This is a genomic window from Arthrobacter sp. SO3 (assembly GCF_020532825.1).
In the GTDB taxonomy this organism is placed as follows: Bacteria; Actinomycetota; Actinomycetes; order Actinomycetales; family Micrococcaceae; genus Arthrobacter.
In genome coordinates, this window is the sequence record NZ_MQTS01000165.1 from 24,351 (window position 1) to 49,056 (window position 24,706).

Below are 24,706 nucleotides of genomic sequence, written 5' to 3' on the forward strand. Positions count from 1 at the left end.
GAAGGTGACTAGCGCCGAAGCAAACAAGGCCGGATCCGCCCCCGGAATCTGGAACCTGCCCAACATCCTGACGATGCTGCGGATCGTGATGGTGCCGTTCTTCGTCTGGTTCCTCCTGCTCGACGCGCCCGGGCTGGTCGCGCAGAACGGCGTCTGGCGCTGGGTTGCCGCGGCAACCTTCGCCGTCGCCATCTACACCGACAAGCTCGACGGCGACATCGCCCGCAGCCGCGGCCTCATCACCGACTTCGGCAAGATCGCTGACCCGATCGCGGACAAGCTCCTGATCGGCTCGGCCCTCGTGATGCTCTCGCTGCTGGGGGAGCTGCCCTGGTGGGTCACCATCCTGATCCTGGCCCGGGAATGGGGCGTCACGGCCCTGCGCTTCTTCGTCATCCGCTACGGCGTCATCCCGGCCTCGCGCGGCGGCAAACTCAAGACCGTCATCCAGACCGTGGCCATCTTCCTGTACATCCTCCCGCTGGCCTCAATCGCGCCGTGGCTGGGGATCGTGGCCTTTGCGGTCATGATGGTGGCCCTCGCGATTACGGTCTGGACCGGCGGCGAATATGTCATCGAGGCCCTCAAGCTGCGCGCCAGCGGCATCAGGGCACAGCAACGGAAGATCCAGGAGGGCAAGCCATGACCAATCCCCACCACCCGCTCAACCTGCATCACCTGGCCGAAGAGGCCGTCACCGGGGCCATCGGCCGCGGCCTGACCGTTGCCACCGCCGAATCCCTTACCGCCGGCATGCTCGCCGCCGTGATCGCGGACACGCCCGGCGCGTCCGGGATGCTCCAGGGCGGCGTGGTGTCCTACCAGAACACCGTCAAGACAGAGGTGCTGGGAGTTCCCCGGGAACTGCTGGACAGCGTAGGCGCCGTCGACGGCCGGGTCGCCGAGGCCATGGCGGACGGTGCCCGCAGGATCTGCGGGGCCGACATCGGCGTCTCCACGACCGGCGTCGCCGGCCCCGAGCCGCACGGCGGCAAGGATGTCGGCTCCGTCTACATCGGCGTCGCCACCGCGGAAGGCTCGACGTCGTTCGGGTACAGCTTCGAGGGCAACCGCCCGGAGATCCGCGGCCAGGCCTGCGCCGCGGCCCTGGAACGCCTCCTGGAAGCTCTGGCATCCCCAAGCTACCGGGCGTAAAGTTTCCGGGAACAAAACTTGATTCCTAATAGTTGTTACATTGTGTCGCTTCCGAATAAGGGAGGCGCCTAGGATGAAAGCATCATCAGTGTCCGCTTTGACCGGCGGGCTCGACATAAAGAGGGAGCAAGGCGATACAGATGGTAAAGCAGCCCGTATCCGTTAACGGCGTTGTCCGCTGGAAGGATGTGGGCCTCGCCGATCAGGCTAAGAGCGAACAGAAGGAGCGCAAGATGGTTGTACTTCGTCACGAAATCGGTGATGTACTCCGCGATGTCCGCCAACGCCAAGGCCGTACCCTCCGCGAAGTCTCGCACAGTGCCCGCGTGTCCCTGGGCTACCTGAGTGAAGTGGAACGCGGCCAGAAGGAAGCCTCCTCGGAGCTGCTCTCCTCGATCTGCTCGGCCCTCGATGTTCCGCTCTCCATCATGCTCCGCGAGGTCAGCGACCGCGTCGCCGTCGCCGAGGGTGTTGCCGTTCCGGACACCGTCCCGCAGGAATTTGCACAGCGCTACGGCCGTGACCTGGACCGTGAGCTCAACTCGGACCTCAACGACGAGTTGGCCAAGGGCCTTCTTTCCGGGGCGCGTTAGCCCCGACGCCCACCACTCGACAAAAGACCCCGGCGGTGTGCCGGGGTCTTTTGCGTGTGCGCTGTCTGCCTGCCCTGGGTTTGCCCGCCCGGCCCACTGTGCGTGACCGGCCCGGGGGGAGGGGCCCGGAGGAACAGGCCCGCTACTGGGGCTCTTCCCGGGGGAAACCGTCCCGCTCGTAGGTGGCGTTGAGTTTGGCGATGTAGCGGGACAGGGTCTGCAGGTCCTCCGGCGGCCACTCGCCAAGCCGTTCGCGGAACACCTCGCGCCGCGCGTCCTGCACCTCGTGCATCCGCTCCTCGCCCATGGGCGTCAGCCGGATCATCTGTGCGCGTCCGTCGAGCGGATCAGCTTCCTTGGCGACCAGGCCGAGTCGCTCCAGGAAAGCGATCTGCCGGCTCACGGAGGGCTTGCCGACGCCGATGCTGGAGGCCAGTTCGGTCAGCCGGATGGCACCCTGCTTGCGGATCACCGTGAGCAGGCCGTAGGCCGCCGGTTCCATGTCCGGGTGAACCTGCCGGGACAGGTGGTGGGAGATGGAACGGGCACGCCGCCAGAGCAGGCTCAACTGGTGCTCGACGGCGGTCAGTGCCGCCTCGGTGGAATCGTCCGCGCCGCCGGGGACGCCAGGGCCGGTGCTGCCGGGGGCTTCGGCGGGGTTGCTCATGGCAACCATTCTAGAGTCCTCCCGCACCGTGAGAGACTCTAGGGGTGCGAATCAGTGACTTTTGGCGCCTCATGGACGACGAATTCGGGGCAGGCTACTCCCGGGTCCTCAGCAGCTCCCTGGTCCTCGCGGGAGTCGGCGGGCGTACCGCCGAGCAGGCCCTGAATGCCGGGGTACCGCCCCGGCAGGTGTGGCTGGCGCTGTGCGAGGTCCAGGATGTGCCGCCCGAGCGGCGGCTGGGCCGCGACGTCAAACCCCGCTGACCCGGCGCGCGGCCAGCCGGCCCTGACCCGCGGCCCCAGACGTGCGGCGCCGATTCCGGGCCCGAACGCCCCGGGGCCAATTCCCGGCCCGAACGCCGCCGGTCCAGCGCCACCCGGCGGCAGCGGCTGACACGCCGCAGCGATTGTTCGAATATCTGTTCGGGTAGGACTATGCTTTTTTCAGAGTGTTTTCCACATATGCGGGGCCGGCAGGCAACTCTGTCGGTGGGTGCCAGTAGCTTCAGTAATGAACTGATCACCAACCTGATCAAGAACACTAAACACAGGGCCGGAACGGCCCCGCCACAGCGAGAAAGTATTAGAGGTGTGAACCATGGCCGCAGCCCCGGATCGCCAGAAGGCGCTCGACGCAGCGCTTGCCCAGATTGACAAGCAGTTCGGCAAAGGCTCGGTCATGCGCCTGGGTGACGAAGTCCGCGCGCCCATCGAGGTCATTCCGACCGGATCCATCGCGCTGGACATTGCCCTGGGAATTGGCGGCCTGCCCCGCGGCCGCGTCGTGGAAATCTACGGGCCGGAATCCTCCGGTAAGACCACGGTGGCGCTGCACGCCGTCGCCAGTGCCCAGCGCCTGGGCGGCATCGCTGCCTTCATTGACGCCGAGCACGCCCTCGATCCGGAATACGCCGCCAGGCTCGGCGTCGACACCGACGCCCTCCTGGTCTCCCAGCCGGACACCGGCGAGCAGGCCCTGGAAATCATGGACATGCTGATCGGCTCGGGCTCCCTGGACGTCATTGTCATTGACTCCGTTGCCGCCCTCGTTCCCCGCGCGGAAATCGAAGGCGACATGGGCGACAGCCACGTTGGCCTGCAGGCGCGCCTGATGAGCCAGGCCCTGCGTAAGATCACCGGCCGCCTGAGCCAGACCAAGACCACGGCCATCTTCATCAACCAGCTGCGCGAGAAGATCGGTGTCTTCTTCGGCTCCCCGGAAACCACCACCGGCGGCAAGGCCCTGAAGTTCTACGCCTCCATCCGCATCGACGTCCGCCGGATCCAGACCCTCAAGGAGGGCGCGGACTCCGTCGGTAACCGCACCAAGGCCAAAATCGTCAAAAACAAGATGGCCCCGCCCTTCAAGATCGCCGAATTCGACATCATTTACGGCCAGGGCATCTCCCGCGAGGGCGGCATCATCGACATGGGTGTGGAGCACGGCATCATCAAGAAGTCCGGGTCCTGGTTCACCTATGACGGTGACCAGCTGGGCCAGGGCATGGAGAACTCCCGCCGCTTCCTGCGCGACAACCCCGAGCTGGCTGCCGAGCTGGAGCGGCTCATCAAGGAAAAGCTCGGCGTCGGGGTCAAGGCTCCCGCCGAGACCGCAGCAGAACCGAAGCTGAAGGCCGTTGACGGCTTCTAACGGCCGACGGCGCCAAGGGGCAGGATTCCCATCGCGGAATCCTGCCCCCGGCTTCGACGACGCAGAACCGCCCGGGGACGGTGCCGGCCGCGCGGATCCTTCCGCCGGCCTGGACCGCGATGCGGACCCGGCGGCTGTCGCGCGCGCCATTGTCCTGCGGCAGCTGACAAACTCGCCCAAGAGCCGTCTGCAGCTCGCCCGCAAACTGGCCGAGCGCAACGTCCCGGACGACGTCGCGGAAGCCGTGCTGGACCGCTTCGAGGAAGTGAAACTCGTTGACGACGCCGACTTCGCCGAGATGTGGGTGCGGTCCCGTTCGCAGAGCCGCAAACTCGCCAAGGGCGCCCTCCGGCGCGAACTCGCCGAGAAGGGCATCGAGGCCGAAACAGCGGCCTCCGCCCTGGAACAACTCAGCGACGAAGACGAGGAAACAGCGGCCCGCGACCTCGTCCGGCGCAAACTCCGCGGCGCCACCGGGTTCGGTGACCGTGCCGAGCGGGACAAAACCACGCGCCGGCTGGCCTCCATGCTCGCCCGCAAGGGGTACCAGCCCGCACAGGCCTTCCGGATCGTCGGCGAAGTCCTCGACGCTGCCGTGACCGGTGCCGACGCCGGGGACGAACCGGAATTCTGAGGAACCCGCGGTACCGTGCGACCCGGTACCCTTAACAGGTGAGTTTGACCATTCCCTCCCCAGCAGCCGGCACCACCCCTTCCACGGACACCTTGTCGACACCCGGCGCCGGGTCACCGGCCGCCGCGCCGCAGCCGCGCACCTACCAGGTGCGGACGTTCGGCTGCCAGATGAACGTGCACGATTCAGAGCGCATGTCCGGGATGCTCGAAGCTGCCGGCTATGTCCCCGCTGCGGGGGAACTGGCCGACGTCGTGGTCTTCAACACCTGCGCGGTGCGGGAAAACGCCGACAACAAGCTCTACGGCAACCTCGGCATGCTGGCCCCGGTCAAGGCCGCCAACCCGGGAATGCAGATCGCGGTCGGGGGCTGCCTGGCGCAAAAGGACCGCGACACCATCCTGAAGAAGGCACCCTGGGTGGACGCCGTCTTCGGCACCCACAACGTCGGCGCCCTGCCGGCCCTGCTCGAACGCGCCCGCCACAACAACGAGGCGCAACTCGAAATCCTCGAGTCCCTCGACGTCTTCCCTTCCACCCTGCCCACCAAGCGGGACTCGGTCTATGCCGGCTGGGTGTCCATCTCCGTCGGCTGCAACAACACCTGCACCTTCTGCATCGTCCCTGCCCTGCGCGGCAAGGAAAAGGACCGCCGCCCCGGCGACATCCTGGCCGAGATCCAGGCACTCGTCGACGACGGCGCGATCGAAGTAACCCTGCTGGGCCAGAACGTGAACTCCTACGGCGTTGAATTCGGCGACCGGCAGGCGTTCTCCAAACTCCTCCGCGCCTGCGGCGACATCCCCGGCCTGGAACGCGTCCGCTTCACGAGCCCGCACCCCGCCGCCTTCACCGACGACGTCATCGACGCCATGGCCGAAACCCCCAACGTCATGCCGCAGCTGCACATGCCCCTGCAGTCCGGCTCGGACAAGGTCCTCAAGGACATGAAGCGGTCCTACCGCTCCACCAAGTTCCTGGGCATCCTGGACAAGGTCCGCGAGAAAATCCCGCACGCCGGGATCTCCACGGACATCATCGTCGGATTCCCCGGCGAAACCGAGGAGGACTTCCAGGCCACGCTCGACGTCGTGGAGAAGTCCCGCTTCGCCACCGCCTTCACCTTCCAGTACTCCAAGCGGCCCGGCACGCCTGCCGCTGAACTCCCGGACCAGCTCCCCAAGACCGTGGTGCAGGAACGCTTCGAACGCCTCACCGCCCTGCAGGACCGGATCGCCGCCGAGGAGAACGCCCGCCAGCTCGGCCGGCGCGTGGAGGTCATGGTCACGGCCCAGTCCGGGCGCAAGTCGGAGGAAACCCACCGCCTCTCCGGCCGGGCCCGCGACCAGCGACTGGTCCACTTCTCCGTTCCGGCCGGCGCCCAGACGCCCCGCCCCGGCGACCTCGTCACTGTAACCATCACCGAGGCCGCGGCCTTCCACCTCGTCGCCGACCCGGCCTCGGCGGACGACTACAGTCTTCGCCGCTCCCGGGCGGGCGACGCCTGGGACAGGTCGCAGGCGGACTCCTGCGGTGCACCTGTTCCGGGATCCGCACCCGGCACCACGGGCGTATCCCTGGGCATGCCCACCCTTCCCGTCCGCGGCCGCTAGCCTGTGGCGGACGCGCAGGCCGCGCCGGCGGAAGGGGCTGCGCCGGCAACCCCGGCAGCGGTCCCACCAGCACCGCCGGTGGTCGCCGTCGTCGGGCCGACCGGCTCCGGCAAGTCCGATCTCGCCGTCTCGCTGGCGCTTGAGCTCGGCGGCGAGGTCATCAACGCCGACTCCATGCAGTTCTACCGCGGCATGGACATCGGCACGGCCAAAATCACCGAGGACGAACGCAGGGGAGTGCCGCACCACCTCCTGGACATCCTGGACGTCACCGAGGAAGCGAGCGTCTCGGACTTCCAGCAGCGGGCCCGGGCGCTCATCGCCGACATCCACGCCCGCGGGAAACGCGCCATCCTGGCCGGCGGCTCCGGGCTCTACGTCCGCGCCGCCCTGGACGTGCTGGAATTCCCCGGCACGGACCCAGCCGTCCGGCGCCGGCTTGAGGCGGAACTGGAAACCGCCGGAGCGGCGCCGCTGCGGGCGCGGCTGGAAGCTGTGGACCCGGTCTCCGCCGGCCGGCTCGGGGACGCCCGGCGGATCATCCGTGCCCTCGAGGTGTTCGAACTCACCGGCCGTCCTTTCAGCTCCTTCATGCCCACCCGCGAGTACGCCCAGCCCGCCGTGCAGATCGGGCTTGAGGTGGACCGCGAGCAGCTTCGGGAGCGGCTCGCCCGCCGGGTGGACACCATGGTGGACAGCGGGCTGCTCGACGAGGTCCGGAAGCTCGACGCCGCCGGACTGCGGCTCGGGCGGACCGCCCCGCGCGCCCTCGGCTACGCCCAGTTCCTCAAGGTCCTCGACGGCGAATCCAACGCGGCGCAGGCTGCGGAGGACACCATCGTCGCGACCCGGCAATTCGCCCGCCGCCAGCTCACCTGGTTCCGCGCCGACCCCCGCATCCACTGGCTCGGCTGGCGGGACCCGGAACTCGTGGCCAAGGCTGCCGCGCTCTGCAGCCCCGGCTCTCCGGCCCCCGACACGGCGAAGGCCCACCGCACCGGAACGGTAACCTTGAAGCATGGACGTAACCCTGGCCGAGGCCGCTGACCGCAATCCCACCGGCGACACCGCAGCCCTCAGCGGACTCAAGTTTTCCAAAGGCCACGGCACGGGCAACGACTTCGTCCTCCTTGCCGACCCCCACGGCACCCTGGCGGTGACCCCGGAGCAGGTCGCCGCACTCTGTGACCGGCACCGCGGAATCGGCGGCGACGGGCTGATCCGTGCCGTCCCGTCCCGGCTGCTCGCCGAAGGCCAGGAGCTGCTCACCCGGAACCCGGACGCCGAATGGTTCATGGACTACCGCAACGGCGACGGCTCACTGTCCGAGATGTGCGGCAACGGCGTCCGCGTCTTTGTGCACTTCCTGATCACCGAAGGCCTCGTGGAGCTGCCCGCCGGCGAATCGCTGACCATCGGCACCCGGGCCGGCGCCAAGACGATCGTCCGCACCGCCGCCGGCTACGCCGTCGACATGGGCCCCTGGGAGTTCATCTTTCCGGGCGAGGCCACCGCTCGGGCGATGGATTCGCTGGTCAGCGCGGCGGGGCTGGAGGTCGCGCGGCCCGCCCTGTCCGTGAGCATGGGCAATCCGCACACGGTCGTGGCGCTGGCGGAACTGGCCGAGCTGGAGGCCACGCAGCTCTTCACCGCACCCCACGTGGATCCCACCCCGGCCCACGGCACCAACGTGGAGTTCGTCGTGCCGTCCGAGCCGTTGGTCCATGACGGCGTCGGCACCATCACGATGCGCGTTCACGAGCGCGGAGTCGGGGAAACGCAGTCCTGCGGCACCGGCGCCTGTGCCGCCGCCGTCGCGATCCGCCACTGGGCCGGCCAGGGAGCCCCGGACGTCTGGAACGTCCACGTCCCGGGCGGCGTCGTCGGGGTGAAGTTCTTCCTCGGCGCAGAGGGCCACGAGCATGTCGAGCTCAGCGGCCCCGCCGTTATTGTCGCTAGTGGGACGCTTTCCTGACCCGAAGGATGCGGAACGACTTCGAGGTGCTCTCGCGCGTGACTGTGAAGCTGCTGTCGAGCTCCGCTGCGAGCCAGCGCTGAAGGGAATCCGAGCCCAGGTTCTTCTGCACCACCAGCCACGCGGAACCGCCCGGCGCAAGCCGCGGCAGCCACAGGAGCAGCAGGGCATGCAGTTCGTCCTTGCCGATCCTGATGGGCGGGTTGGACCAGATGGTGTCGAAGCGGAGCCCGGGGTCGACGGCGTCGGGCGTGCTGGCCGCGACATTGCCCAGCGCCAGGGCGGCCGCGTTTTCGTTCGTCAGGGCCACGCACCGCTCGTTGACGTCCACGGCGTAGACCTGCGCGTGCGGTGCCCGCAGGGCCATTGTCAGGGCGATTGGACCCCAGCCGCAGCCGATGTCCAGCAGCGTCCCCTGCGGCGCCGGGGCGGGTGCCTCGGCGAGCAGCACGGCCGTGCCCTTGTCGATGCCGTCCGGGCTGAAAATGCCCGATGACGTCTGCAGGTGCCGGGCCTCACCGGCAAGCTCCACGGTCAGTGGCTTGCGGGTGAACGGCCCGGCAGGCTGGGCGCTGAAATAGTGTGCAGACTCCATAACTGCCCAGATTAGTTGGCCCCCGGCCCGTAGGCGAAACCGCGGCGGTGGGCCGGAGCCAGCGATACAGTCTGCTAGTCTTAAATACATGTTCTTGAACTTCAGGTAGCCGGCACGGGTTAAATCCCGTCCCCGCAGCGACGCAGGTAGTTACCTTCCGCTCAGTGCGCCAACCTCCCCGATGATCCCGTCAGGGACCTCTTGTTGGCGCCCGATCCACTTGGAGTCGGGCAGTGCCCCCGGGGCGCGGCCAAGCGGCAGCCACTCCTCCTCAAGGCCACGCCTGTTCCCTCCCCATTTTCACCACTCCATCGCGGAGCCCACCTTGCCCCGGCACCGCTGCCGCAGGCACCCCAGGAGACCCGGTTTGACCAATAGTCGTCAGCCCAGCGCGAATACCGCCCCACACAGCACCGATCGGCACTATTCTGAAACTGCCGAACCTCTAAAGGAGACCATGACCAGTCAGCCCAACACCGGACCCGATTCAGCAGCCCAGGACATGAGTCCTGCGGAAATCCAGGCTGTCATCGACCGGATCCTCTCCAAGGACACCCCTGCCCGGAAAGCAGTCCCGGCCGCCGGTGCGCCCTCGTCGGTACTCGGCAAGGCGCAGGCGATCTCCCGGCTGGATGAGGAGCACAGCAACTACGACGGCGACCAGCAGGACCTCGAGGAACGTCACGCCCTGCGGCGTACCGCCGGGCTGTCCACCGAGCTCGAAGACGTCACCGAAGTCGAATACCGGCAGCTGCGCCTCGAGCGCGTTGTGCTGGCCGGCCTCTGGACCGAAGGCACCCTCGCCGACGCCGAGAACTCGCTCCGCGAACTCGCCGCCCTGGCCGAAACCGCCGGATCAGAGGTCCTCGACGGGATCGTCCAGCGCCGCGCCAAGCCCGACCCCGGAACCTTCCTCGGCTCCGGCAAGGCCCAGGAGCTCAAGGACATCGTGATGTCCACCGGGGCGGACACCGTCGTCGTCGACGCCGAGCTGGCCCCGTCCCAGCGCCGCAGCCTGGAGGACATCGTTAAGGTCAAGGTCATCGACCGCACGGCCCTGATCCTGGACATCTTCGCCCAGCACGCCAAGAGCCGCGAGGGCAAAGCCCAGGTGGAACTGGCCCAGCTCGAGTACCTCCTCCCGCGCCTGCGCGGCTGGGGCGACTCGATGTCCCGCCAGGCCGGTGGCCAGGTCGGCGGTGCCGGTGCCGGCATGGGTTCGCGTGGCCCCGGTGAAACCAAGATCGAACTGGACCGCCGCCGCATCCGCACCCGGATGGCCAAGCTGCGCCGCGAAATCGCCGCAATGAAGCCGGCCCGGGAGACCAAACGGGCCAACCGCCGTCGTAATGCCGTGCCCTCCGTAGCGATCGCCGGGTACACCAACGCCGGCAAATCCTCGCTGCTGAACCGGCTGACCGACGCCGGCGTCCTGGTGGAGAACGCCCTGTTCGCCACCCTGGACCCGACCGTCCGCAAGGCCGAAACCTCGGACGGGCTGGGCTACACCCTCGCCGACACCGTGGGCTTTGTCCGTTCGCTGCCCACCCAGCTCGTGGAGGCATTCCGCTCCACCCTGGAAGAGGTTGCCGACGCGGACCTGATCCTGCACGTCGTGGATGTCTCCCATCCCGATCCGGAAGGCCAGATAGCCGCCGTCCGCAAGGTCTTCAGCGAAGTCGACGCACGCAAGGTTCCGGAAATCATCGTCCTGAACAAGGCCGACGCCGCCGACCCCTTCGTGATCGAACGGCTCAAGCAGCGCGAACCGCGCCACGTGGTGGTGTCGGCCCGCACCGGGGAAGGCATCCCGGAACTGCTCAAGGCCATCAGCGAGGGTATCCCGCGGCCCAGCGTGAAGCTGGAACTGATGATCCCGTACAACCGCGGGGACCTGCTCAGCAAGCTGCACGAGACCGACGCCGAGATCCTCAGTCTCGACCACGAGGAAGCGGGCACCCGTGCCGTCGTGATGGTGCGCGAGGGATTCGCCGCTGAACTGGATTCGTTCATCAGAAATGACTGAGGCAGCGGTAACCGGGACGGAGGCGACCAGCCCGGCCGGGGACGACCCGGACGCCGGGAAACGCCCCCCGGGAAAAGGCGGCCGGACCGGCGAGGAGTTCGTCATCGAACTCCTCGACCGTGCCGTGTCCGGCATGGGCGGCCAGAGCCGCGACGGCCAGCACGAAATGGCCCGGCAGGTGGCGCACGCGATCGACAGCGGCGACCACCTGCTGGTCCAGGCCGGAACAGGAACCGGCAAATCCCTTGCGTACCTGATCCCGCTGATCGCCCATTCGCTCGTCAGCGACAAGCCCACCCTGGTCTCCACCGCCACCCTGGCCCTGCAGACCCAGATCGTCGGCCGGGACCTGCCCCGGCTGCTGAAAACCATCACCCCGGCGCTGGAACGGCCCGTCAAGATTGCCCTCGTCAAGGGCCGCTCCAACTACGTCTGCCGCCACAAGCTCGAGGGCGGCTTCCCGTCGGAAGAACCCTCGGAGGGGCAGCTCTTCTCGCTCGGGGAGGACACCTCCGTGCCGCATTTCGCCGCGGCGATGGGCGGCCCGTCGTCCCAGCTCGGCAAGGAAGTCGTCCGGCTGCGCGAATGGGCCGAGGACACCGTGACGGGGGACCGGGACGAACTCCTGCCCGGGGTGACGGACCGTGCCTGGCGGCAGGTCTCGGTCACCTCCATGGAGTGCCTCGGCGCGCAGAAATGCCCGCTGGCGGCCGAATGCTTCAGCGAACTGGCCCGGCAGAATGCCGCGGACGCCGACGTCGTCGTCACCAATCACGCCATGCTGGCCGTCAGCGCCTTCGAGGGCCTTGCCGTGCTGCCGGAATACGACGTCGTGGTGGTCGATGAAGCCCACGAGCTGCAGGACCGCGTGACCGGCGCCGTGTCCGGCCAGCTCTCCGTCGCGATGATCCATGTGGCCGCGTCCGGGGCCCGGAAAAACACCGGCATCACCGTGGACGCCCTGAACAACGCCGCGTCCAACCTCGAACTTGCCATTGAAGGGGTCCCCAGCGGACTCATGCCCAACGGACTCAACAGCGAACAACTGGACTGCGTCGACCAGCTGCGGGACGCCTGCCGCGCTGCGCTCTCCGACTCCAAGGGGGACAGCGCCAACACGGCCGACGGCGGCCGCCAGCTCGCGCGCTCCCGCCTGATGGTGATCCTGGAACTCTGCGAACGGCTGCTTGCCGCCCGGGAAAACCGGGAAGTGGTCTGGTTCTCCCGCAACAGCACCTTCGACCCCCAGCACAGCTACTCCCAGCCCGACGAGTCCGCCCCGGCCCTGATCAACATCGCCCCGCTCAGCGTCGCCGGACGGCTCCGCGAGGGCCTGTTCGCTGACCACACCGTCATCCTGACCTCGGCGACGCTGGCGATCGGCTCGGCCTTCGAACCGGCCGCCGGCGGCCTTGGCCTGGTCGGGCCCGGCGCCCCCAGCTGGACCGGGGTCGACGTCGGCTCCCCCTTCGAATACCCCAAGCAGGGCATCCTGTATGTTGCCAAGCACCTGCCCAAGCCCGGCCGCGGCACGTCCCCGGAAGCCCTCGACGAGCTGGAGAAGCTAATCCGGGCCTCCGGCGGCGGAGCCCTGTGCCTGTTTTCCTCCCGGCGCGCCGCCGAGGAGGCCGCCGAGGCCATGCGGCCCCGGCTGGACATGAGCATCCTCTGCCAGGGGGATTCGACCATGACCGCGCTCGTGAAACAGTTCGCCGACGAACCGGACACCTGCCTGTTCGGCACCATGTCCCTGTGGCAGGGCGTCGACGTGCCGGGGATCTCGTGCCGCCTCGTCGTGATCGACCGGATACCGTTCCCGAGGCCCGACGATCCCCTCATGACGGCCCGGTCCCGGGCGGTGGCCCAGGCCGGCGGCAACGGCTTTATGAGTGTTTCCGCGACCCACGCCGCCATCCGGCTGGCCCAGGGTGCCGGCCGCCTGATCCGCACCACGACGGACCGGGGGGTGGTTGCAGTACTGGACTCGCGGCTGTCCACCGAGCGCTACGGGGGATTCCTCCGCGCCGCCCTGCCGCCGTTCTGGCCCACCACCGACCCCCCGATCGCTCTGGCGGCCCTGGCCCGTCTCTCCAAGGAATCCGGGCAGCCCGCCCCATAACCCCGCAGCCGGCAGGAAACCCGCACAACAGGCCGTGCCGTCGCGGCACGCTGAGAGCAACACAAAAGGGCCCCGTCCGATGCCGGCGGGGCCCTTTCGCACAGCTTCGTGGGGGGGCTGCTCCCCATTACCCCTACAGGGAGCGCAACACCGAGACGACCTTGCCCATGATGACGGCGTGGTCGCCGAGGATGGGCTCGTACTGGGTGTTCTGCGGCAGCAGCCAGGTGTGCCCGTCGCGCTGGCGGAACGTCTTGACTGTTGCCTCGTCGTCCAGCAGCGCGGCGACAATGTCGCCGTTGAGGGCATCGCCCTGCCGGCGGACAACCACCCAGTCACCGTCACAAATGGCGGCGTCGATCATCGAATCCCCGGCAACCCTGAGCATAAAGAGCTCGCCGTGGCCCACCAGCTGGCGGGGCAGGGGCATAACGTCCTCAACGACCTGGTCGGCGAGGATCGGGCCGCCGGCGGCGATGCGGCCCACGAGCGGAACCATGGCCGTATCGGTGGCACTGGCCAGATCCGACACGGACAGCCCGCCGATTGTGCGCAGGCCGCTGGACTTCTCCACCCCGGAAATCTTGGTGGTTCCCTCATCGAGGGTCAACGGCATCAGCACCTCCATGGCGCGCGGGCGCTTGGGGTCACGCCGCAGATAGCCGAGTTTTTCGAGCTGGGAGAGCTGATGGGTGACGCTGGAGAGGCTGGCCAGTCCGACCGTGTCGCCGATCTCGCGCATGGACGGCGGGTAGCCGTTGTCCGTCACGGAGCGCTGGATCGTTTCCAGAATCTTCTTCTGCCGGACCGTGAGGCTCTTGGGTGGCCGGGCTGCCTGCGGGCTCCGCTGCGTGGCCCTGCCGCCAGTGGCTTGTGCTGCCATGTTCGCCAACGCCTTTCCGTTCCGCCCGGCCGCCGTGGCTGCAGCTGCCGGGAACTTCCGGCCTGAAATGTCAGACCCTGCTGATCAACTGCAGAAGTGGTTGTTCTTTGACTCAAACGTAGGCCAGCCACACAGCATTTTCAAACATTTGTTCTAGCGAGTCTCGACAATGTTCGTCAATAGGTGCTAAAACTGAACAGGCAAGGTTCGAATATGTGTTCTAGTCGAATACCACTCGGGCACAGCACGGCGTTCGGTTCTTTGTTCGAAGGTTAGGCCGGTTGGCGGCGCGTATGTGGAGTACGCCGGGCGGCACAGTATGGTCCAGGAGGGCTCAGTTCATGTCAGCATCAAGCGCGTTTCACGACACTTTCGGCCGCGACGCATTCGGCAACTACGGCCGGCCCGACGGCGGTACCGCCTCCGGCGGGCACAGCCCGGCAGTCAACGGACCTCAGGCACAGCCGGCCAAGGCTGCGCCGCTCAGGCTCACCCGGCGGGGACGCTTCGTCTTCATCGGGGTGCCGCTGATCCTGCTGGCGGCACTCATTCTCTCGTTCAGCGGCTTCTTCAATGCACCCGCCAAGGCTGCCGAGTCCGCCGCCGGACTGTCGCTGACCCCCACCGTCAGCGTTACGGTGCAGCCCGGTGAATCCCTCTGGGCGATCGCCGCAACCGTGGCACCGGAGCGGGATCCCCGCGACGTCGTCGCCGATATCATCCAGCTGAACAACCTGGAAGCCGCCCGGGTAGTGCCTGGCCAGGCACTCTTCATCCCGTCCAAGTAAGGCAGTCCAACCGTCACAGTTTCAGGGCCCGCGGCGATCTCACTTAAACTAGTGAGGTGACTGACCAGTTAGAGCGCCTGAACCGACTTCCCCTCCGGACGAATCTGCGCGGCCTGACGCCGTACGGCGCCCCGCAGCTGGACGTTCCCATCCTGCTCAACGTCAACGAGAACACCCATGGTGTCCCCGCCGACGTGCGCGCCGCCATCACTGAGGCCGTCACGGTCGCCGCGGCCGGCCTGAACCGCTATCCGGACCGGGAATTCACGGAGCTGCGCGGGGCCCTGGCGGAATACCTCGGACACGGGCTGGGTGCAGAGAACATCTGGGCCGCGAACGGCTCCAACGAGGTTCTCCAGCAGATCCTCCAGGCTTTCGGCGGGCCCGGCCGGACCGCCCTGGGCTTCCCTCCCACGTACTCCATGTACCCGCTGCTTGCTGCCGGCACGGACACCGGGTACCTCGCCGGCGTCCGCACCGACGACTACGGCCTGAGCGCCGAGTCCGCCGCCCGCCAGGTCCGCGAACTCCAGCCGAACATCGTCTTCCTCTGCTCCCCGAACAACCCCACCGGAACCGGGCTTGGCCTGGACGTCGTGGATGCCGTCTATGCGGCCGGGGAAGCCAGCCAGAGCATCGTGATCGTCGACGAGGCGTACCACGAGTTCGCCCATGACGGCACACCCAGCGCGCTCACCCTGCTGCCCGGCCGGGAACGGCTGATCGTCTCGCGGACCATGAGCAAGGCCTTCGCCCTGGCCGGAGCACGCATCGGCTACATGGCGGCAGCGCCCGAGGTGACGGACGCGCTGCGCCTGGTCCGGCTGCCGTACCACCTCTCGGCGATCACCCAAGCGACAGCCCTGGCGGCCCTGCACCACCGGGTAGCACTGATGGCTGACGTCGAGGACATCAAACACCAGCGGGACAGGATCGTGTCCGAACTGCAGCGGATGGGACTCCAGCCGGCAGCCTCCGACTCGAACTACGTCTTCTTCGGCGGCCTCGACAACCCGCACGAGATCTGGCAGGGCCTGCTCGATGCCGGCGTGCTCATCCGGGACGTCGGCATACCGGGGCACCTGCGCGTGACGGCCGGGACTGAGACCGAAACCACAGCCTTCCTCGAAGCCCTCGAACGGATCCTGGCCGGCCGCGCAGTGCAGCCCGCCTAGACTTAACCCAGGTCATCCACCCTGCCTGAACGCCGGGCACCGTCGTCATCCAAAAGGACACCCACATGAGCAACACCGGATCAGCCGCTGCCGAGGGCCGGACCGCACGCATGGAACGGACCACCAGCGAGTCATCCGTGCTGGTCGAAATCAACCTGGACGGCACCGGCGTCTCGGACATCAGCACCTCGGTCCCGTTCTATGACCACATGCTGACGGCGCTGAGCAAGCACTCCCTGATCGATATGACGGTCAAGGCCACCGGCGATACGCACATTGACGTGCACCACACGGTCGAGGACGTTGCCATCACCTTTGGTGAGGTCCTGCGCACCGCGCTCGGGAACAAGGCCGGGATCCGCCGCTTCGGTGAGGCCACGGTTCCCCTCGACGAGGCCCTCGCGCACGCCGTCGTCGACGTCTCCGGCCGGCCCTACCTTGTCCACGGCGGAGAGCCTGCAGGCCAGGAGTACCACCTGATCGGCGGACACTTCACCGGTTCCCTGACCCGCCACGTCTTCGAAGCGATCACCCTGCACGCCGGAATCTGCCTGCACATGAACGTCACCGCCGGCAGGGATCCGCATCACATCGTCGAGGCCCAGTTCAAGGCGTTCGCGCGCGCCCTGCGCGCCGCCGTCGAACCGGACCCCCGGGTCACGGGCATCCCCTCCACCAAGGGTGCCCTGTGACCGGCAAGGTGCTCAAGGACGGCGCGATTATCAACCCCGACGCCGGCAGGAAGCCGGCGTCGCCCGCGGGCAAGCCCACCGTTACGGTCCTCGACTACGGTTCCGGCAACGTCCGTTCCGCCGTCCGCGCCCTCGAACGTGCCGGTGCCGAGGTGATCCTCAGCTCCAAGCCGGAGGACGTGCTTAACGCCGATGGCCTCGTGGTCCCCGGCGTCGGGGCGTTCGAAACGGTGATGCGCGAACTCAAAGCCGTTGACGCCATCCGCATGATCGGCCGCCGCGTCGCCGGCGGCCGTCCCGTTCTCGCCATCTGCGTGGGCCTCCAGGTCCTGTTCGAGGCCGGCGTTGAGCATGGAACCGAAGCCGAAGGCATGGGGGAGTGGCCCGGCAAGGTCGAACTCCTCCCCGCCGACGTCGTACCGCACATGGGCTGGAACACCGTGACCGTGCCGGAGGGCTCCCGGCTCTTCGCCGGGGTCGAGGACGAGCGCTTCTACTTCGTCCACTCCTACGGCGTCCAGCACTGGGACTTTGACGTGATCCAGCCGCGGATGGCGGCGCCACTCGTTACCTGGTCCGAGCACGGTGCCCCCTTCATCGCGGCCGTTGAAAACGGTCCGTTGTGCGCCACGCAGTTCCACCCCGAGAAGTCAGGCGACGCCGGGGCCCGCCTGCTCCGTAACTGGGTGGAAAGCCTGCGCGGCGGCTCCCGGACCACGGAAGCCCGGACCCCGGAAGCCCGGACCACGGAAGCCCGGACCCCGGAAGCCCGGACCCCGGAAGCCGGGACCGCCTAGATGGTGTGGTCCGTAGTGCTGATGGGGCTCGCCGGCCTGCTGGTCGGCGGAGGGCTCTCATTCCGCCAGCAGAAAAGCCCCCGCTGGGTCCAGATCGTGTTCTATGTCCTGGCCGGTATGGCGCTGCTCGCCGCTTACCTCCTGACGCTGCCGGCCGCCTGACGCGCCACTGCGCCCCCAACCCCCTCCCGTCCCTGAAGAGCTGAGGATCCACTATGACCACCGAAACCCCGTTGCCCGTGCTGGAACTGCTGCCCGCCGTCGACGTCGTCAACGGCCAGGCCGTCCGTCTTGTCCAGGGCGAAGCCGGCAGCGAAACGAGCTACGGCACACCCCTGGAAGCCGCCCTCAACTGGCAGCAGCAGGGGGCGGAATGGGTGCACCTCGTCGACCTCGACGCAGCCTTCGGCCGGGGCTCCAACGCTGAACTGCTCCGCGAGGTGGTCGGCCGCCTCGACATCAAGGTGGAGCTCTCCGGCGGCCTGCGCGACGACGAGTCGCTCGAGAACGCCCTGGCCCTCGGCGTCGCCCGAGTCAACCTGGGCACCGCGGCACTGGAGAACCCGGAGTGGACCGCCCGGGTGATCGGGCGCTTCGGCGACAAAATCGCGGTCGGGCTCGACGTCCGCGGCACGACGCTCGCCGGACGCGGCTGGACCAAGGAGGGCGGTGACCTGTGGGACGTCCTCGGACGCCTCGAAGAGGCCGGCTGCGCCCGCTACGTCGTCACCGACGTCACCAAGGACGGCACGCTCCAGGGACCCAACGTGGAACTGCTGCGCCAGATGGTGGAAAAGACCGGCAAGCCCGTGGTCGCCTCCGGCGGGATTTCCAGCCTGGACGACCTCCGGGTCCTGCGCTCCCTCGTGCCGCTCGGCGTCGAGGGAGCCATCGTCGGCAAAGCCCTCTACAACGGCAACTTCACGATGCCCGAGGCCCTCGACGCCGCCGGCCGCCGCTAGCAGGCCCGCAGTATGGAGCACCAGCCAGCCGGTCACGGCGCCGCTGACGGCCCGGCCCCCGCACGCCACCTGCCCGGCCACATCGCTGCGGCCCTCGCCGGCGCGGGCGGGGCGGCCGACTCGGCCGGCCGGCCCTGGGCCGGGCGCAGCCTCAGCGGCGACGACGCCAGTATCCACAATTTCGAGGACGACGACGGCACGGCCGACGCCGGATACCTCTCCGCGCTGGCGGCCCTCGCAGCCGGCAACGGCGACGAAGCCGCGGTGGTGGCCTCGCTGGCCACGGCGCGGGTCTTTGTGCCGATCCTGGCCACGCTCGCCGAAGAAGGCGAAGGAGCCAGCGGCCTGCACGCCGACAAACAGGCCGATATGGCCCTCGTGACCCTGAAGGCCCCGGACGGCCGGACGGCGATGCCCGTCTTTACCTCCGCCGCGTCGCTGGCGGCCTGGCACCCGGAGGCCCGCCCGGTGGCCGTCTATGCTGCCCGCGCGGCACTCTCCGCGGTCGCTGAGGGCGCGGAACTGCTCGTGCTCGACCCGGGCTCCACGGTCACCTTCGTAGTGCGCCGGCCCGCGGTTTGGGCCCTCGCGCAGCAGCGGGACTGGACGCCGTCGTACGCTGATCCCGAGCTCGCCCGCAGCCTCGGTGAGGCCGCGGCTGGCTTTCCCGCCGTCCGGCGTGTTGAAATTCATCCAGGCGGTGGCGTTGCCTCGGTTACGGCCGATGGACGGCAGTTCCCGGGTGGAGGTTCCGGCCCGGAACTCCGGGTGCTGCTCTACCTTGAAGACGGACTCGACGCCGCCGGCGTCCAGTCCCTGGTGTCCGGGCTCAACGATGCCTGGGCACGGAATGAAGTTTTTGCTGAGCGCGTTGACTCGATCGAGGTCAAATTGCAGCGCGCAGCACCGTAGCTGACGGCCAGCGGGGGAGATCCTGGTGCTGCCGGTGGCAGGATCAAAAAGGATGTAGTCCGTGAACTTCGCGCTTTACCGGGAGCTGCTGGCCGTGCGGCCGATCAGGCGGCTCCTGCTGGTGGGCATGGTTGCCCGCATACCGCACTCCGCGGCCGGGGTCCTGCTGACCCTGCACATCGTCCTGGCCCTCGGCCAGGGGTACGCGGCTGCCGGGGCCGCGGCTGCCGTGATGACTATCGGCATTGCCGTCGGGGCGCCCTGGCGCGGCCGGCGCGTCGATACCGTGGGCCTCCGTCGTGCCCTCATACCCTCAGTCATTTCAGAGACTGTTATCTGGTCGGTGGTGCCGCATGTGTCCTACGAGGTGCTGCTGCCGCTCGTCTTCGTCGGCGGGCTGCTGACGCTGCCGATCTTCAGCGTGGTGCGCCAGTCCCTCGGCGTCCTCGCCACGGGGGAGCAGCGCCGCACCGCCTTTGCCCTCGACGCCATCTCCACCGAACTGGTCTTTATGATCGGCCCCGCCGCCGGCGCGCTTGTTGCCACCGCCGGGTTCTCAATCCTGGGGCTGACCATCGTCGGCATTGCCACCTCTGTGTCCGGGCTCGCCCTGATGTGGTTCAACCCGCCGACCCGCAGCGCCGAGCCTGGCCTTGCGTCCGATGCCGAGTCCGATGTTGTGTTCGACTCAAGCCAGCGGGAAGCTGCCGAAGTTGCCGTCGTCGCTGCTGCGCCGGCCCACCTCAACGAGGCCGCCGCCGAGTTCGCCCCGCTCGCCGCTGCCGGGGAACGGCGCCAGGAACGAGCCGGCCTGCGGCACAAGGTCATTCACAACTTCGCCTGGTTCACCGCCGCCGTGGCCGCCGTCTTCGCCGTCGCAGCCGGCGCGGGCATGGTGCTCAGCGGAACCGACGTCGGAATCGTTGCCGCGCTCGAAACCGGCGGCCACCAGGCCGAGATCGGGCTGGTGTTCCTCTTCTGGTGTGCGGCCTCGGTGGTCGGCGGACTGATCTACGGCGCCATGCACCGGCCAATCTCGCCCGTCCTGCTGCTGCTTGGCATGTCGGCGCTGACGATTCCGATGGCCTTCGCGCAGGACACCTGGACGCTCAGCCTGCTCTCGCTCCTGCCGGGCCTGTTGTGCGCGCCGGTGCTGTCGGCAGCCTCGGAGCGGGTCGCCGAACTTGTCGAGGAGCGCCGCCGTGGTGAGGCCATGGGCTGGTACGGCTCGGCCCTCACCGGCGGCGTCGCCCTCGGCGCACCGCTCGCCGGAGTCTTCATCGATGGCATCGGCCCGTCGTCGGGCTTCGTGGCCGTGGGGGTCGGCGGTGTGCTGCTGTGCCTTCTGGGACTTGTGCTGCAGCACCAGCGCCGGCGCCGGCTCGCCGCCGCCTGAGCGGAGGTGAAGTCTGAGGGGCGGCGCCGTTGCGCCGCCGCCGGCACGCGCGCTGCTTACACCGGCGGCACGCGCGCAGCTTACGCCGGCACGCGCGCGTCAAAGGCGTTAACGCAGACGGCGGGCGGACCGAATGGGTCCGCCCGCCGTCTGCGTTGTGGCTGGATTGCTGGTGGTGCCTAGTTGACCGGGCCGGTGTACTTCTCGCCCGGGCCCTTGCCCGGCGCGTCCGGAATGATGGATTCCTCGCGGAAGGCAAGCTGCAGGGACCGCAGTCCGTCGCGCAACGGTCCGGCGTGCTGGGAACCGATCTCGGGCGCTGCAGCGGTGACCAGGCCGGCGAGGGCGGTGATCAGCTTGCGGGCCTCGTCGAGGTCTTTGAGTTCTTCGGCGTTCTCTTCGGCGGCGAGGCCAAGCTTCACGGCGGCGGCACTCATGAGGTGCACGGCTGCGGTGGTGATGACCTCGATCGCGGGCACCTCGGAGATGTCGCGGATCTGCTGTGAGACGTCGCCCTGGGCGCTGGCTGGCTCGTAAACGTGTGAATTGCTATCTGAAGTGCTCATGCTGGTAAGCTTGTCACAGACCGACTGATAGTCGTTATTTCACAGTTGTTGTCCTGGGAGTTATGTCACCGCAGTTGCCCTGCGGCGGTTTGCTCCCGGAGCCCGTCCGCAACCAGCATGCCCGTCATGCAGGTGCGCCGGACGGGATTTCTTCTGTAGAATCGACTTCAGTTTGCAAGCGGAGTTCTCTCCCACCCGCGTCAGCCGCTCTCCTTCGGGAAGCTTCGCAAGAAGCAAGGTTGCCGGGTACCTGGTCGGGCATTCTTCCCGGGCGTCAGCCCGGCGGGATGCATGCCGCCTCACCTGAGGCAGGCAGTTCCGATCTTCGAGGCCTTCGATTGCTCCGGCAATTGGGGGCCTTCTCTTTTTGCCGGTGGAATACCCCCTCACGAACACAGGAGCTTTAACATTAGCGAGCCAAGAATCAATGAGCGTATCCGCGTCCCCGAGGTGCGGCTGGTCGGCCCTGCAGGCGAGCAAGTAGGCGTTGTCCGTATTGAGGATGCCCTGCGTTTGGCTGCCGAGTCCGATCTTGATCTCGTTGAAGTTGCACCGCAGGCCAAGCCTCCGGTGTGCAAGCTGATGGACTTCGGCAAGTACAAGTACGAAGCCGCCGTCAAGGCACGTGAAGCCCGGAAGAACCAGACCAACACGGTTCTGAAGGAAATCCGCTTCCGCCTGAAGATCGACACCCACGACTACGAGACGAAGCGCGGCCACGCGCTCCGCTTCCTCGGCGCCGGTGACAAGGTCAAGGCCATGATCCAGTTCCGCGGCCGTGAGCAGCAGCGCCCTGAGATGGGCATCCGCCTGCTCCAGCGCTTCGCCGACGACGTCTCCGAAGTTGGCGTGGTGGAATCCAGCCCGCGCATCGATGGCCGCAACATGGTCATGGTGGTCGGTCCCCTGAAGAACAAGGCAGAAGCCAAGGCTGAGGCCCGCCGCGCATCGCAGCGTGCGGAAGCCAAGGCCGAGAATGAAGCCAAGGCCACGGGCGGTGGCCGTGTTGACACGTCCGGCCCCGAAGCACCCCTGACGCAGTCGCTTGCCGACCTGCTGCCGGAGGGCTACCAGGTCCGGACTGAGGCACCCGAGGCTGAGGTAACCGCAACGGAAGCCCCCGCGGCGGAGGCAGCTGCGGCTGTCGAGGCTCCGGCCGAGACGGCTGCAGCCGAAGAAACCGTGGTTGCGGAGGCCCCGGCCGCCGAGGCCAAGGCCGCGGAAGCACCGGCTGCGAAGACTCCCGTCCAGGAAGCGCCGAAGCAGGAGGCCCCCAAGGCTCCCAAGGCCGCCCCGAAGCGCGAGGCACCGACGGCTGAAGCTCCGAAGGCCGCCGCCAGGCCGGCAGCAGCCAAGGCGCCCGCCGCGCCTAAGGCCGCCGCCAAGGCTCCGGAAACCGCCAAGGTTCCCGAGACCGAGACGGCCGCTCCGGCGGCAGCACCGAAGCCGGTTGCTGCCCCGAAGCCGGTCCCGCGTCCCGCGGCGCCGAAGCCTGCCGCACGGCCGGCTGCGCCGAAGGCCGCCGCCAAGCCGGGCACCAAGAAGACCAACTAGCTCAGGGCTGCCGGACAGCAATGTCCGGCAGCAAGAAACCAGCACGCCGCCCGCAGGGGCGGCTGCACGAAAGACTGCAGACCCTGTCTGCGGATACGTAAGGAGATCGGTTCCCATGCCGAAGATGAAGACCCACAGTGGTGCTAAGAAGCGCTTCAAGCTGACCGGCAGCGGCAAGCTGCGCCGCCAGCAGGCCAACCGCCGCCACTACCTCGAGCACAAGTCCTCCAGGCTGACCCGCCGCCTCGCCGGCGACAAGATCGTCTTCAAGGGCGACGCCAAGGTCATCCGGAAGATGCTCGGCATCTAAGTTCCAAGTTCTCTGATTGTTGCCACCTGGCAGCAGTCAACTACCAATAAGGCTTCTCAGGCCAGCCGGTTGTTCCGGCAGTAGATGCTTGGGATCAGTAATTCTAAGGAGTACGCACGTGGCACGTGTGAAGAGGGCGGTCAACGCCCACAAGAAGCGCCGGGTTATCCTTGAACGCGCAAAGGGCTACCGTGGACAGCGTTCACGCCTGTACCGCAAGGCCAAAGAGCAGCTGCTGCACTCGTTTGTGTACAGCTACGGTGACCGCAAGAAGAAGAAGGGCGACTTCCGCCGCCTGTGGATCCAGCGCATCAACGCTGCATCCCGCGCCAACGGCCTGACTTACAACCGTCTGATCCAGGGCCTCAAGGCCGCTGAGGTCGAGGTTGACCGCCGGATGCTGGCCGAGCTTGCCGTTTCCGACGCCAACGCCTTCGCCGCGCTGGTCCAGATCGCCAAGGATGCCCTGCCCGCCGACACGTCCGCTCCGGCCGTCCAGGCTGAGGCTGCACCGGCCGAGAAGAAGCCGGCTGCCAAGAAGGCCGCCGCGAAGAAGCCGGCTGCCAAGAAGCCTGCCGCTGCTGAGGCTGCCGAGTAGTACCTGAAGCAGTCCACGGACTGCGTCGTTCAAGAACCGGCTGCAAAAGCTACTAAGGTTCTTGTATGAACGAAACCGGGCGCCCGCAAGATTTTCCACTTTCCAATCCTCGAGCTGATCGGGTGAGGAAGGTGGCACAACTTGCTGGGCGCCCGGCCCGTTTAAAGCGCAGCGAGTTCCTGGCGGAGGGCCCACAGGCTGTCCGGGAGGCCCTGGTCCTGCACCAGAAAAGGATTGCCGCGGGGGAGCCCGGCGTCGTCTATGAGGTCTACGCAAGCGAGGCCTGCCTCGACCGGCACCCCGACCTGGAAACACTCGCGGAGGGCACCACCGCGTACCTTGCCACCGACGAAGTGCTGGCCGCGATGGCGGACACCGTGACCCCGCAGGGCATTCTCGCGGTCTGCGGTTTTCTTGATGTGAGCCTTGATCAGGTGCTCGACGCCGGCCCGCGGCTGGTTGCCGTGTTGTGTGAGGTCCGTGATCCGGGCAACGCCGGTACGGTTCTGCGGGCAGCCGACGCGGCCGGCGCGGACGCCGTCATCCTGACCGCATCCAGCGTCGACATCTACAACCCCAAGGCCGTGCGCTCGACGGCGGGATCCCTCTTCCACCTGCCGGTGGTGCTCGGCGCTGATGTCGGGGAGCTGGTGGCCCGCTGCAAGGAACGCGGCATTGGTGTCCTCGCGGCGGACGGCCAGGGCCAGCTGGACCTGGACCGGCTGCAGGACCAGAACGCGGCCCGCCGGCTGGGAGCCGCGGCCGGGGACTCCGAGTACGCGCTGGAGAACCCGACGGCGTGGCTCTTCGGCAACGAGGCCCAGGGACTGTCCAAGGAAGAACTGGCCCTGGCCGACCACCGGGTGGCCGTGCCGGTCTATGGCGCCGCCGAGAGCCTCAACCTCGGGACCGCGGCGACGGTCTGCCTGTACGCCAGCGCGCGCTCACAGCAGGACCGCGGAAACCCGCCCAGCTAGCTTCCCACCCGGGCCGCAGCGGGTCCCGGCACCAGGGCAAGAAAATACGGCGGGGGTCCACCTGAAGGT

Annotated in this window: 27 protein-coding genes; 23 read left to right on the top strand and 4 right to left on the bottom strand. The window is 67.9% G+C overall.

The annotated features are described in order from the left end of the window. Window positions 1-4: 4 nt before the first annotated feature. From pgsA to BJQ90_RS15515, 3 genes are all read left to right on the top strand, one after another. Window positions 5-646, top strand: coding sequence for a CDP-diacylglycerol--glycerol-3-phosphate 3-phosphatidyltransferase (gene pgsA / locus BJQ90_RS15505; protein WP_226761127.1), 642 nt, complete (start codon window positions 5-7; stop codon window positions 644-646). Further along, the gene (locus tag BJQ90_RS15510; protein WP_226761128.1) at window positions 643-1,155 is read left to right on the top strand and encodes a CinA family protein; all 513 of its coding nucleotides are present in this window, start codon (window positions 643-645) and stop codon (window positions 1,153-1,155) included. Before pgsA ends, BJQ90_RS15510 begins: the two co-directional genes overlap by 4 nt. A gap of 140 nt (window positions 1,156-1,295) precedes the next feature. Next, window positions 1,296-1,748, top strand: coding sequence for a helix-turn-helix domain-containing protein (locus BJQ90_RS15515; protein WP_024366758.1), 453 nt, complete (start codon window positions 1,296-1,298; stop codon window positions 1,746-1,748). A gap of 142 nt (window positions 1,749-1,890) precedes the next feature. On the opposite strand, the gene BJQ90_RS15520 is transcribed toward BJQ90_RS15515, so the two are convergent. Beyond that, window positions 1,891-2,415 carry a MarR family winged helix-turn-helix transcriptional regulator gene (locus tag BJQ90_RS15520; protein ID WP_226761129.1) on the bottom strand — a complete coding sequence of 175 codons (525 nt, stop codon included), beginning with the start codon at window positions 2,413-2,415 and terminating at the stop codon, window positions 1,891-1,893. 44 nt (window positions 2,416-2,459) lie between these two features. Here BJQ90_RS15520 and BJQ90_RS15525 point away from each other — a divergent pair, with 44 nt between their 5' ends. From BJQ90_RS15525 to dapF, 6 genes are all read left to right on the top strand, one after another. Then, the gene (locus BJQ90_RS15525) at window positions 2,460-2,678 is read left to right on the top strand and encodes a DUF3046 domain-containing protein (RefSeq protein ID WP_226761130.1); all 219 of its coding nucleotides are present in this window, start codon (window positions 2,460-2,462) and stop codon (window positions 2,676-2,678) included. A 334-nt stretch (window positions 2,679-3,012) separates the two neighbouring features. Beyond that, window positions 3,013-4,065, top strand: coding sequence for a recombinase RecA (gene recA / locus BJQ90_RS15530; protein ID WP_069951200.1), 1,053 nt, complete (start codon window positions 3,013-3,015; stop codon window positions 4,063-4,065). Next, window positions 4,052-4,699: a regulatory protein RecX gene (locus BJQ90_RS15535; protein WP_413463697.1), complete on the top strand. Its 648-nt coding sequence runs from the start codon at window positions 4,052-4,054 to the stop codon at window positions 4,697-4,699. The genes recA and BJQ90_RS15535 overlap by 14 nt, the downstream gene beginning before the upstream one ends. Window positions 4,700-4,737: 38 nt before the next feature. Beyond that, window positions 4,738-6,312, top strand: a complete 1,575-nt coding sequence (gene miaB, locus BJQ90_RS15540) for a tRNA (N6-isopentenyl adenosine(37)-C2)-methylthiotransferase MiaB (protein WP_226761131.1) — start codon at window positions 4,738-4,740, stop codon at window positions 6,310-6,312. 78 nt (window positions 6,313-6,390) lie between these two features. Beyond that, a complete protein-coding gene (gene miaA, locus BJQ90_RS15545; protein ID WP_226761132.1) occupies window positions 6,391-7,359 on the top strand; it encodes a tRNA (adenosine(37)-N6)-dimethylallyltransferase MiaA in 969 nt (322 codons plus the stop codon). Then, window positions 7,331-8,287, top strand: coding sequence for a diaminopimelate epimerase (dapF, locus tag BJQ90_RS15550; RefSeq protein ID WP_226761133.1), 957 nt, complete (start codon window positions 7,331-7,333; stop codon window positions 8,285-8,287). Before miaA ends, dapF begins: the two co-directional genes overlap by 29 nt. Here the strand turns inward: dapF and BJQ90_RS15555 are convergent. Beyond that, the gene (locus BJQ90_RS15555) at window positions 8,268-8,882 is read right to left on the bottom strand and encodes a class I SAM-dependent methyltransferase (RefSeq protein WP_226761134.1); all 615 of its coding nucleotides are present in this window, start codon (window positions 8,880-8,882) and stop codon (window positions 8,268-8,270) included. The two genes, dapF and BJQ90_RS15555, sit on opposite strands and share 20 nt — an antisense overlap. 457 nt (window positions 8,883-9,339) lie before the next feature. On the opposite strand from BJQ90_RS15555, the gene hflX reads away from it, so the two are divergent. Both hflX and BJQ90_RS15565 read left to right on the top strand, forming a co-directional pair. Beyond that, complete coding sequence (gene hflX / locus BJQ90_RS15560; protein ID WP_226761135.1) at window positions 9,340-10,908, top strand: GTPase HflX; 1,569 nt, start codon at window positions 9,340-9,342, stop codon at window positions 10,906-10,908. Further along, a complete protein-coding gene (locus BJQ90_RS15565) occupies window positions 10,901-13,027 on the top strand; it encodes an ATP-dependent DNA helicase (RefSeq protein ID WP_319004646.1) in 2,127 nt (708 codons plus the stop codon). Before hflX ends, BJQ90_RS15565 begins: the two co-directional genes overlap by 8 nt. Window positions 13,028-13,160: 133 nt before the next feature. Here BJQ90_RS15565 and lexA read toward each other — a convergent pair whose 3' ends face one another. Further along, window positions 13,161-13,910 (bottom strand): transcriptional repressor LexA, encoded by a 750-nt coding sequence (gene lexA / locus BJQ90_RS15570; RefSeq protein WP_226761136.1) that lies wholly within the window; start codon window positions 13,908-13,910, stop codon window positions 13,161-13,163. 341 nt (window positions 13,911-14,251) lie between these two features. Between lexA and BJQ90_RS15575 the strand changes: the two genes are divergently transcribed. The 8 genes from BJQ90_RS15575 (at window position 14,252) to BJQ90_RS15610 (ending at window position 20,632) form a co-directional block, all read left to right on the top strand. Then, complete coding sequence (locus BJQ90_RS15575) at window positions 14,252-14,698, top strand: LysM peptidoglycan-binding domain-containing protein (RefSeq protein WP_226761137.1); 447 nt, start codon at window positions 14,252-14,254, stop codon at window positions 14,696-14,698. A 56-nt stretch (window positions 14,699-14,754) separates the two neighbouring features. Continuing rightward, window positions 14,755-15,873, top strand: coding sequence for a histidinol-phosphate transaminase (locus tag BJQ90_RS15580; protein ID WP_226761138.1), 1,119 nt, complete (start codon window positions 14,755-14,757; stop codon window positions 15,871-15,873). A gap of 65 nt (window positions 15,874-15,938) precedes the next feature. Next, on the top strand, window positions 15,939-16,565 hold the full coding sequence (gene hisB / locus BJQ90_RS15585; protein ID WP_226761139.1) for an imidazoleglycerol-phosphate dehydratase HisB: 627 nt from the start codon (window positions 15,939-15,941) through the stop codon (window positions 16,563-16,565). Beyond that, window positions 16,562-17,362 carry an imidazole glycerol phosphate synthase subunit HisH gene (hisH, locus tag BJQ90_RS15590; protein WP_226761140.1) on the top strand — a complete coding sequence of 267 codons (801 nt, stop codon included), beginning with the start codon at window positions 16,562-16,564 and terminating at the stop codon, window positions 17,360-17,362. Before hisB ends, hisH begins: the two co-directional genes overlap by 4 nt. Continuing rightward, a complete protein-coding gene (locus tag BJQ90_RS15595; RefSeq protein ID WP_226761165.1) occupies window positions 17,363-17,524 on the top strand; it encodes a hypothetical protein in 162 nt (53 codons plus the stop codon). Window positions 17,525-17,577: 53 nt separating this feature from the next. After that, on the top strand, window positions 17,578-18,324 hold the full coding sequence (gene priA, locus BJQ90_RS15600; protein ID WP_226761141.1) for a bifunctional 1-(5-phosphoribosyl)-5-((5-phosphoribosylamino)methylideneamino)imidazole-4-carboxamide isomerase/phosphoribosylanthranilate isomerase PriA: 747 nt from the start codon (window positions 17,578-17,580) through the stop codon (window positions 18,322-18,324). A gap of 12 nt (window positions 18,325-18,336) precedes the next feature. Beyond that, a complete protein-coding gene (locus BJQ90_RS15605) occupies window positions 18,337-19,236 on the top strand; it encodes an SseB family protein (protein ID WP_226761142.1) in 900 nt (299 codons plus the stop codon). A gap of 61 nt (window positions 19,237-19,297) precedes the next feature. After that, window positions 19,298-20,632 carry an MFS transporter gene (locus BJQ90_RS15610; RefSeq protein ID WP_226761143.1) on the top strand — a complete coding sequence of 445 codons (1,335 nt, stop codon included), beginning with the start codon at window positions 19,298-19,300 and terminating at the stop codon, window positions 20,630-20,632. Window positions 20,633-20,811: 179 nt separating this feature from the next. Here the strand turns inward: BJQ90_RS15610 and BJQ90_RS15615 are convergent, their stop codons facing one another. Then, the gene (locus tag BJQ90_RS15615) at window positions 20,812-21,198 is read right to left on the bottom strand and encodes a DUF1844 domain-containing protein (protein WP_226761144.1); all 387 of its coding nucleotides are present in this window, start codon (window positions 21,196-21,198) and stop codon (window positions 20,812-20,814) included. A 450-nt stretch (window positions 21,199-21,648) separates the two neighbouring features. Here BJQ90_RS15615 and infC point away from each other — a divergent pair, with 450 nt between their 5' ends. The 4 genes from infC to BJQ90_RS15635 all read left to right on the top strand — a co-directional run bounded on the left by infC (window position 21,649) and on the right by BJQ90_RS15635 (window position 24,637). Then, window positions 21,649-22,752, top strand: coding sequence for a translation initiation factor IF-3 (gene infC, locus BJQ90_RS15620; RefSeq protein ID WP_413463698.1), 1,104 nt, complete (start codon window positions 21,649-21,651; stop codon window positions 22,750-22,752). Window positions 22,753-22,867: 115 nt separating this feature from the next. Then, complete coding sequence (rpmI, locus tag BJQ90_RS15625) at window positions 22,868-23,062, top strand: 50S ribosomal protein L35 (RefSeq protein WP_009358635.1); 195 nt, start codon at window positions 22,868-22,870, stop codon at window positions 23,060-23,062. Between the two features lie 118 nt (window positions 23,063-23,180). After that, entirely contained in the window at window positions 23,181-23,660 is a 480-nt protein-coding gene (rplT, locus tag BJQ90_RS15630; protein WP_226761145.1) for a 50S ribosomal protein L20, read from the top strand. Window positions 23,661-23,725: 65 nt separating this feature from the next. Next, window positions 23,726-24,637, top strand: a complete 912-nt coding sequence (locus tag BJQ90_RS15635) for a TrmH family RNA methyltransferase (protein WP_226761146.1) — start codon at window positions 23,726-23,728, stop codon at window positions 24,635-24,637. The last annotated feature ends 69 nt before the right edge of the window (window positions 24,638-24,706 follow it).

Excerpts from the sequence above, each read along its gene's own strand:
- BJQ90_RS15510 (WP_226761128.1), top strand. The coding sequence starts at position 643 with ATGACCAATCCCCACCACCCGCTCAACCTGCATCACCTGGCCGAAGAG.
- BJQ90_RS15595 (WP_226761165.1), top strand. The coding sequence starts at position 17,363 with ATGGTGTGGTCCGTAGTGCTGATGGGGCTCGCCGGCCTGCTGGTCGGC.
- BJQ90_RS15605 (WP_226761142.1), top strand. The coding sequence starts at position 18,337 with ATGGAGCACCAGCCAGCCGGTCACGGCGCCGCTGACGGCCCGGCCCCC.
- hisB (WP_226761139.1), top strand. The coding sequence starts at position 15,939 with ATGAGCAACACCGGATCAGCCGCTGCCGAGGGCCGGACCGCACGCATG.
- BJQ90_RS15635 (WP_226761146.1), top strand. The coding sequence starts at position 23,726 with ATGAACGAAACCGGGCGCCCGCAAGATTTTCCACTTTCCAATCCTCGA.
- hflX (WP_226761135.1), top strand. The coding sequence starts at position 9,340 with ATGACCAGTCAGCCCAACACCGGACCCGATTCAGCAGCCCAGGACATG.
- BJQ90_RS15615 (WP_226761144.1), bottom strand. The coding sequence starts at position 21,198 with ATGAGCACTTCAGATAGCAATTCACACGTTTACGAGCCAGCCAGCGCC.
- BJQ90_RS15515 (WP_024366758.1), top strand. The coding sequence starts at position 1,296 with ATGGTAAAGCAGCCCGTATCCGTTAACGGCGTTGTCCGCTGGAAGGAT.
- dapF (WP_226761133.1), top strand. The coding sequence starts at position 7,331 with ATGGACGTAACCCTGGCCGAGGCCGCTGACCGCAATCCCACCGGCGAC.
- BJQ90_RS15555 (WP_226761134.1), bottom strand. The coding sequence starts at position 8,882 with ATGGAGTCTGCACACTATTTCAGCGCCCAGCCTGCCGGGCCGTTCACC.
- priA (WP_226761141.1), top strand. The coding sequence starts at position 17,578 with ATGACCACCGAAACCCCGTTGCCCGTGCTGGAACTGCTGCCCGCCGTC.
- BJQ90_RS15565 (WP_319004646.1), top strand. The coding sequence starts at position 10,901 with ATGACTGAGGCAGCGGTAACCGGGACGGAGGCGACCAGCCCGGCCGGG.
- rpmI (WP_009358635.1), top strand. The coding sequence starts at position 22,868 with ATGCCGAAGATGAAGACCCACAGTGGTGCTAAGAAGCGCTTCAAGCTG.
- lexA (WP_226761136.1), bottom strand. The coding sequence starts at position 13,910 with ATGGCAGCACAAGCCACTGGCGGCAGGGCCACGCAGCGGAGCCCGCAG.
- recA (WP_069951200.1), top strand. The coding sequence starts at position 3,013 with ATGGCCGCAGCCCCGGATCGCCAGAAGGCGCTCGACGCAGCGCTTGCC.
- BJQ90_RS15520 (WP_226761129.1), bottom strand. The coding sequence starts at position 2,415 with ATGAGCAACCCCGCCGAAGCCCCCGGCAGCACCGGCCCTGGCGTCCCC.
- BJQ90_RS15575 (WP_226761137.1), top strand. The coding sequence starts at position 14,252 with ATGTCAGCATCAAGCGCGTTTCACGACACTTTCGGCCGCGACGCATTC.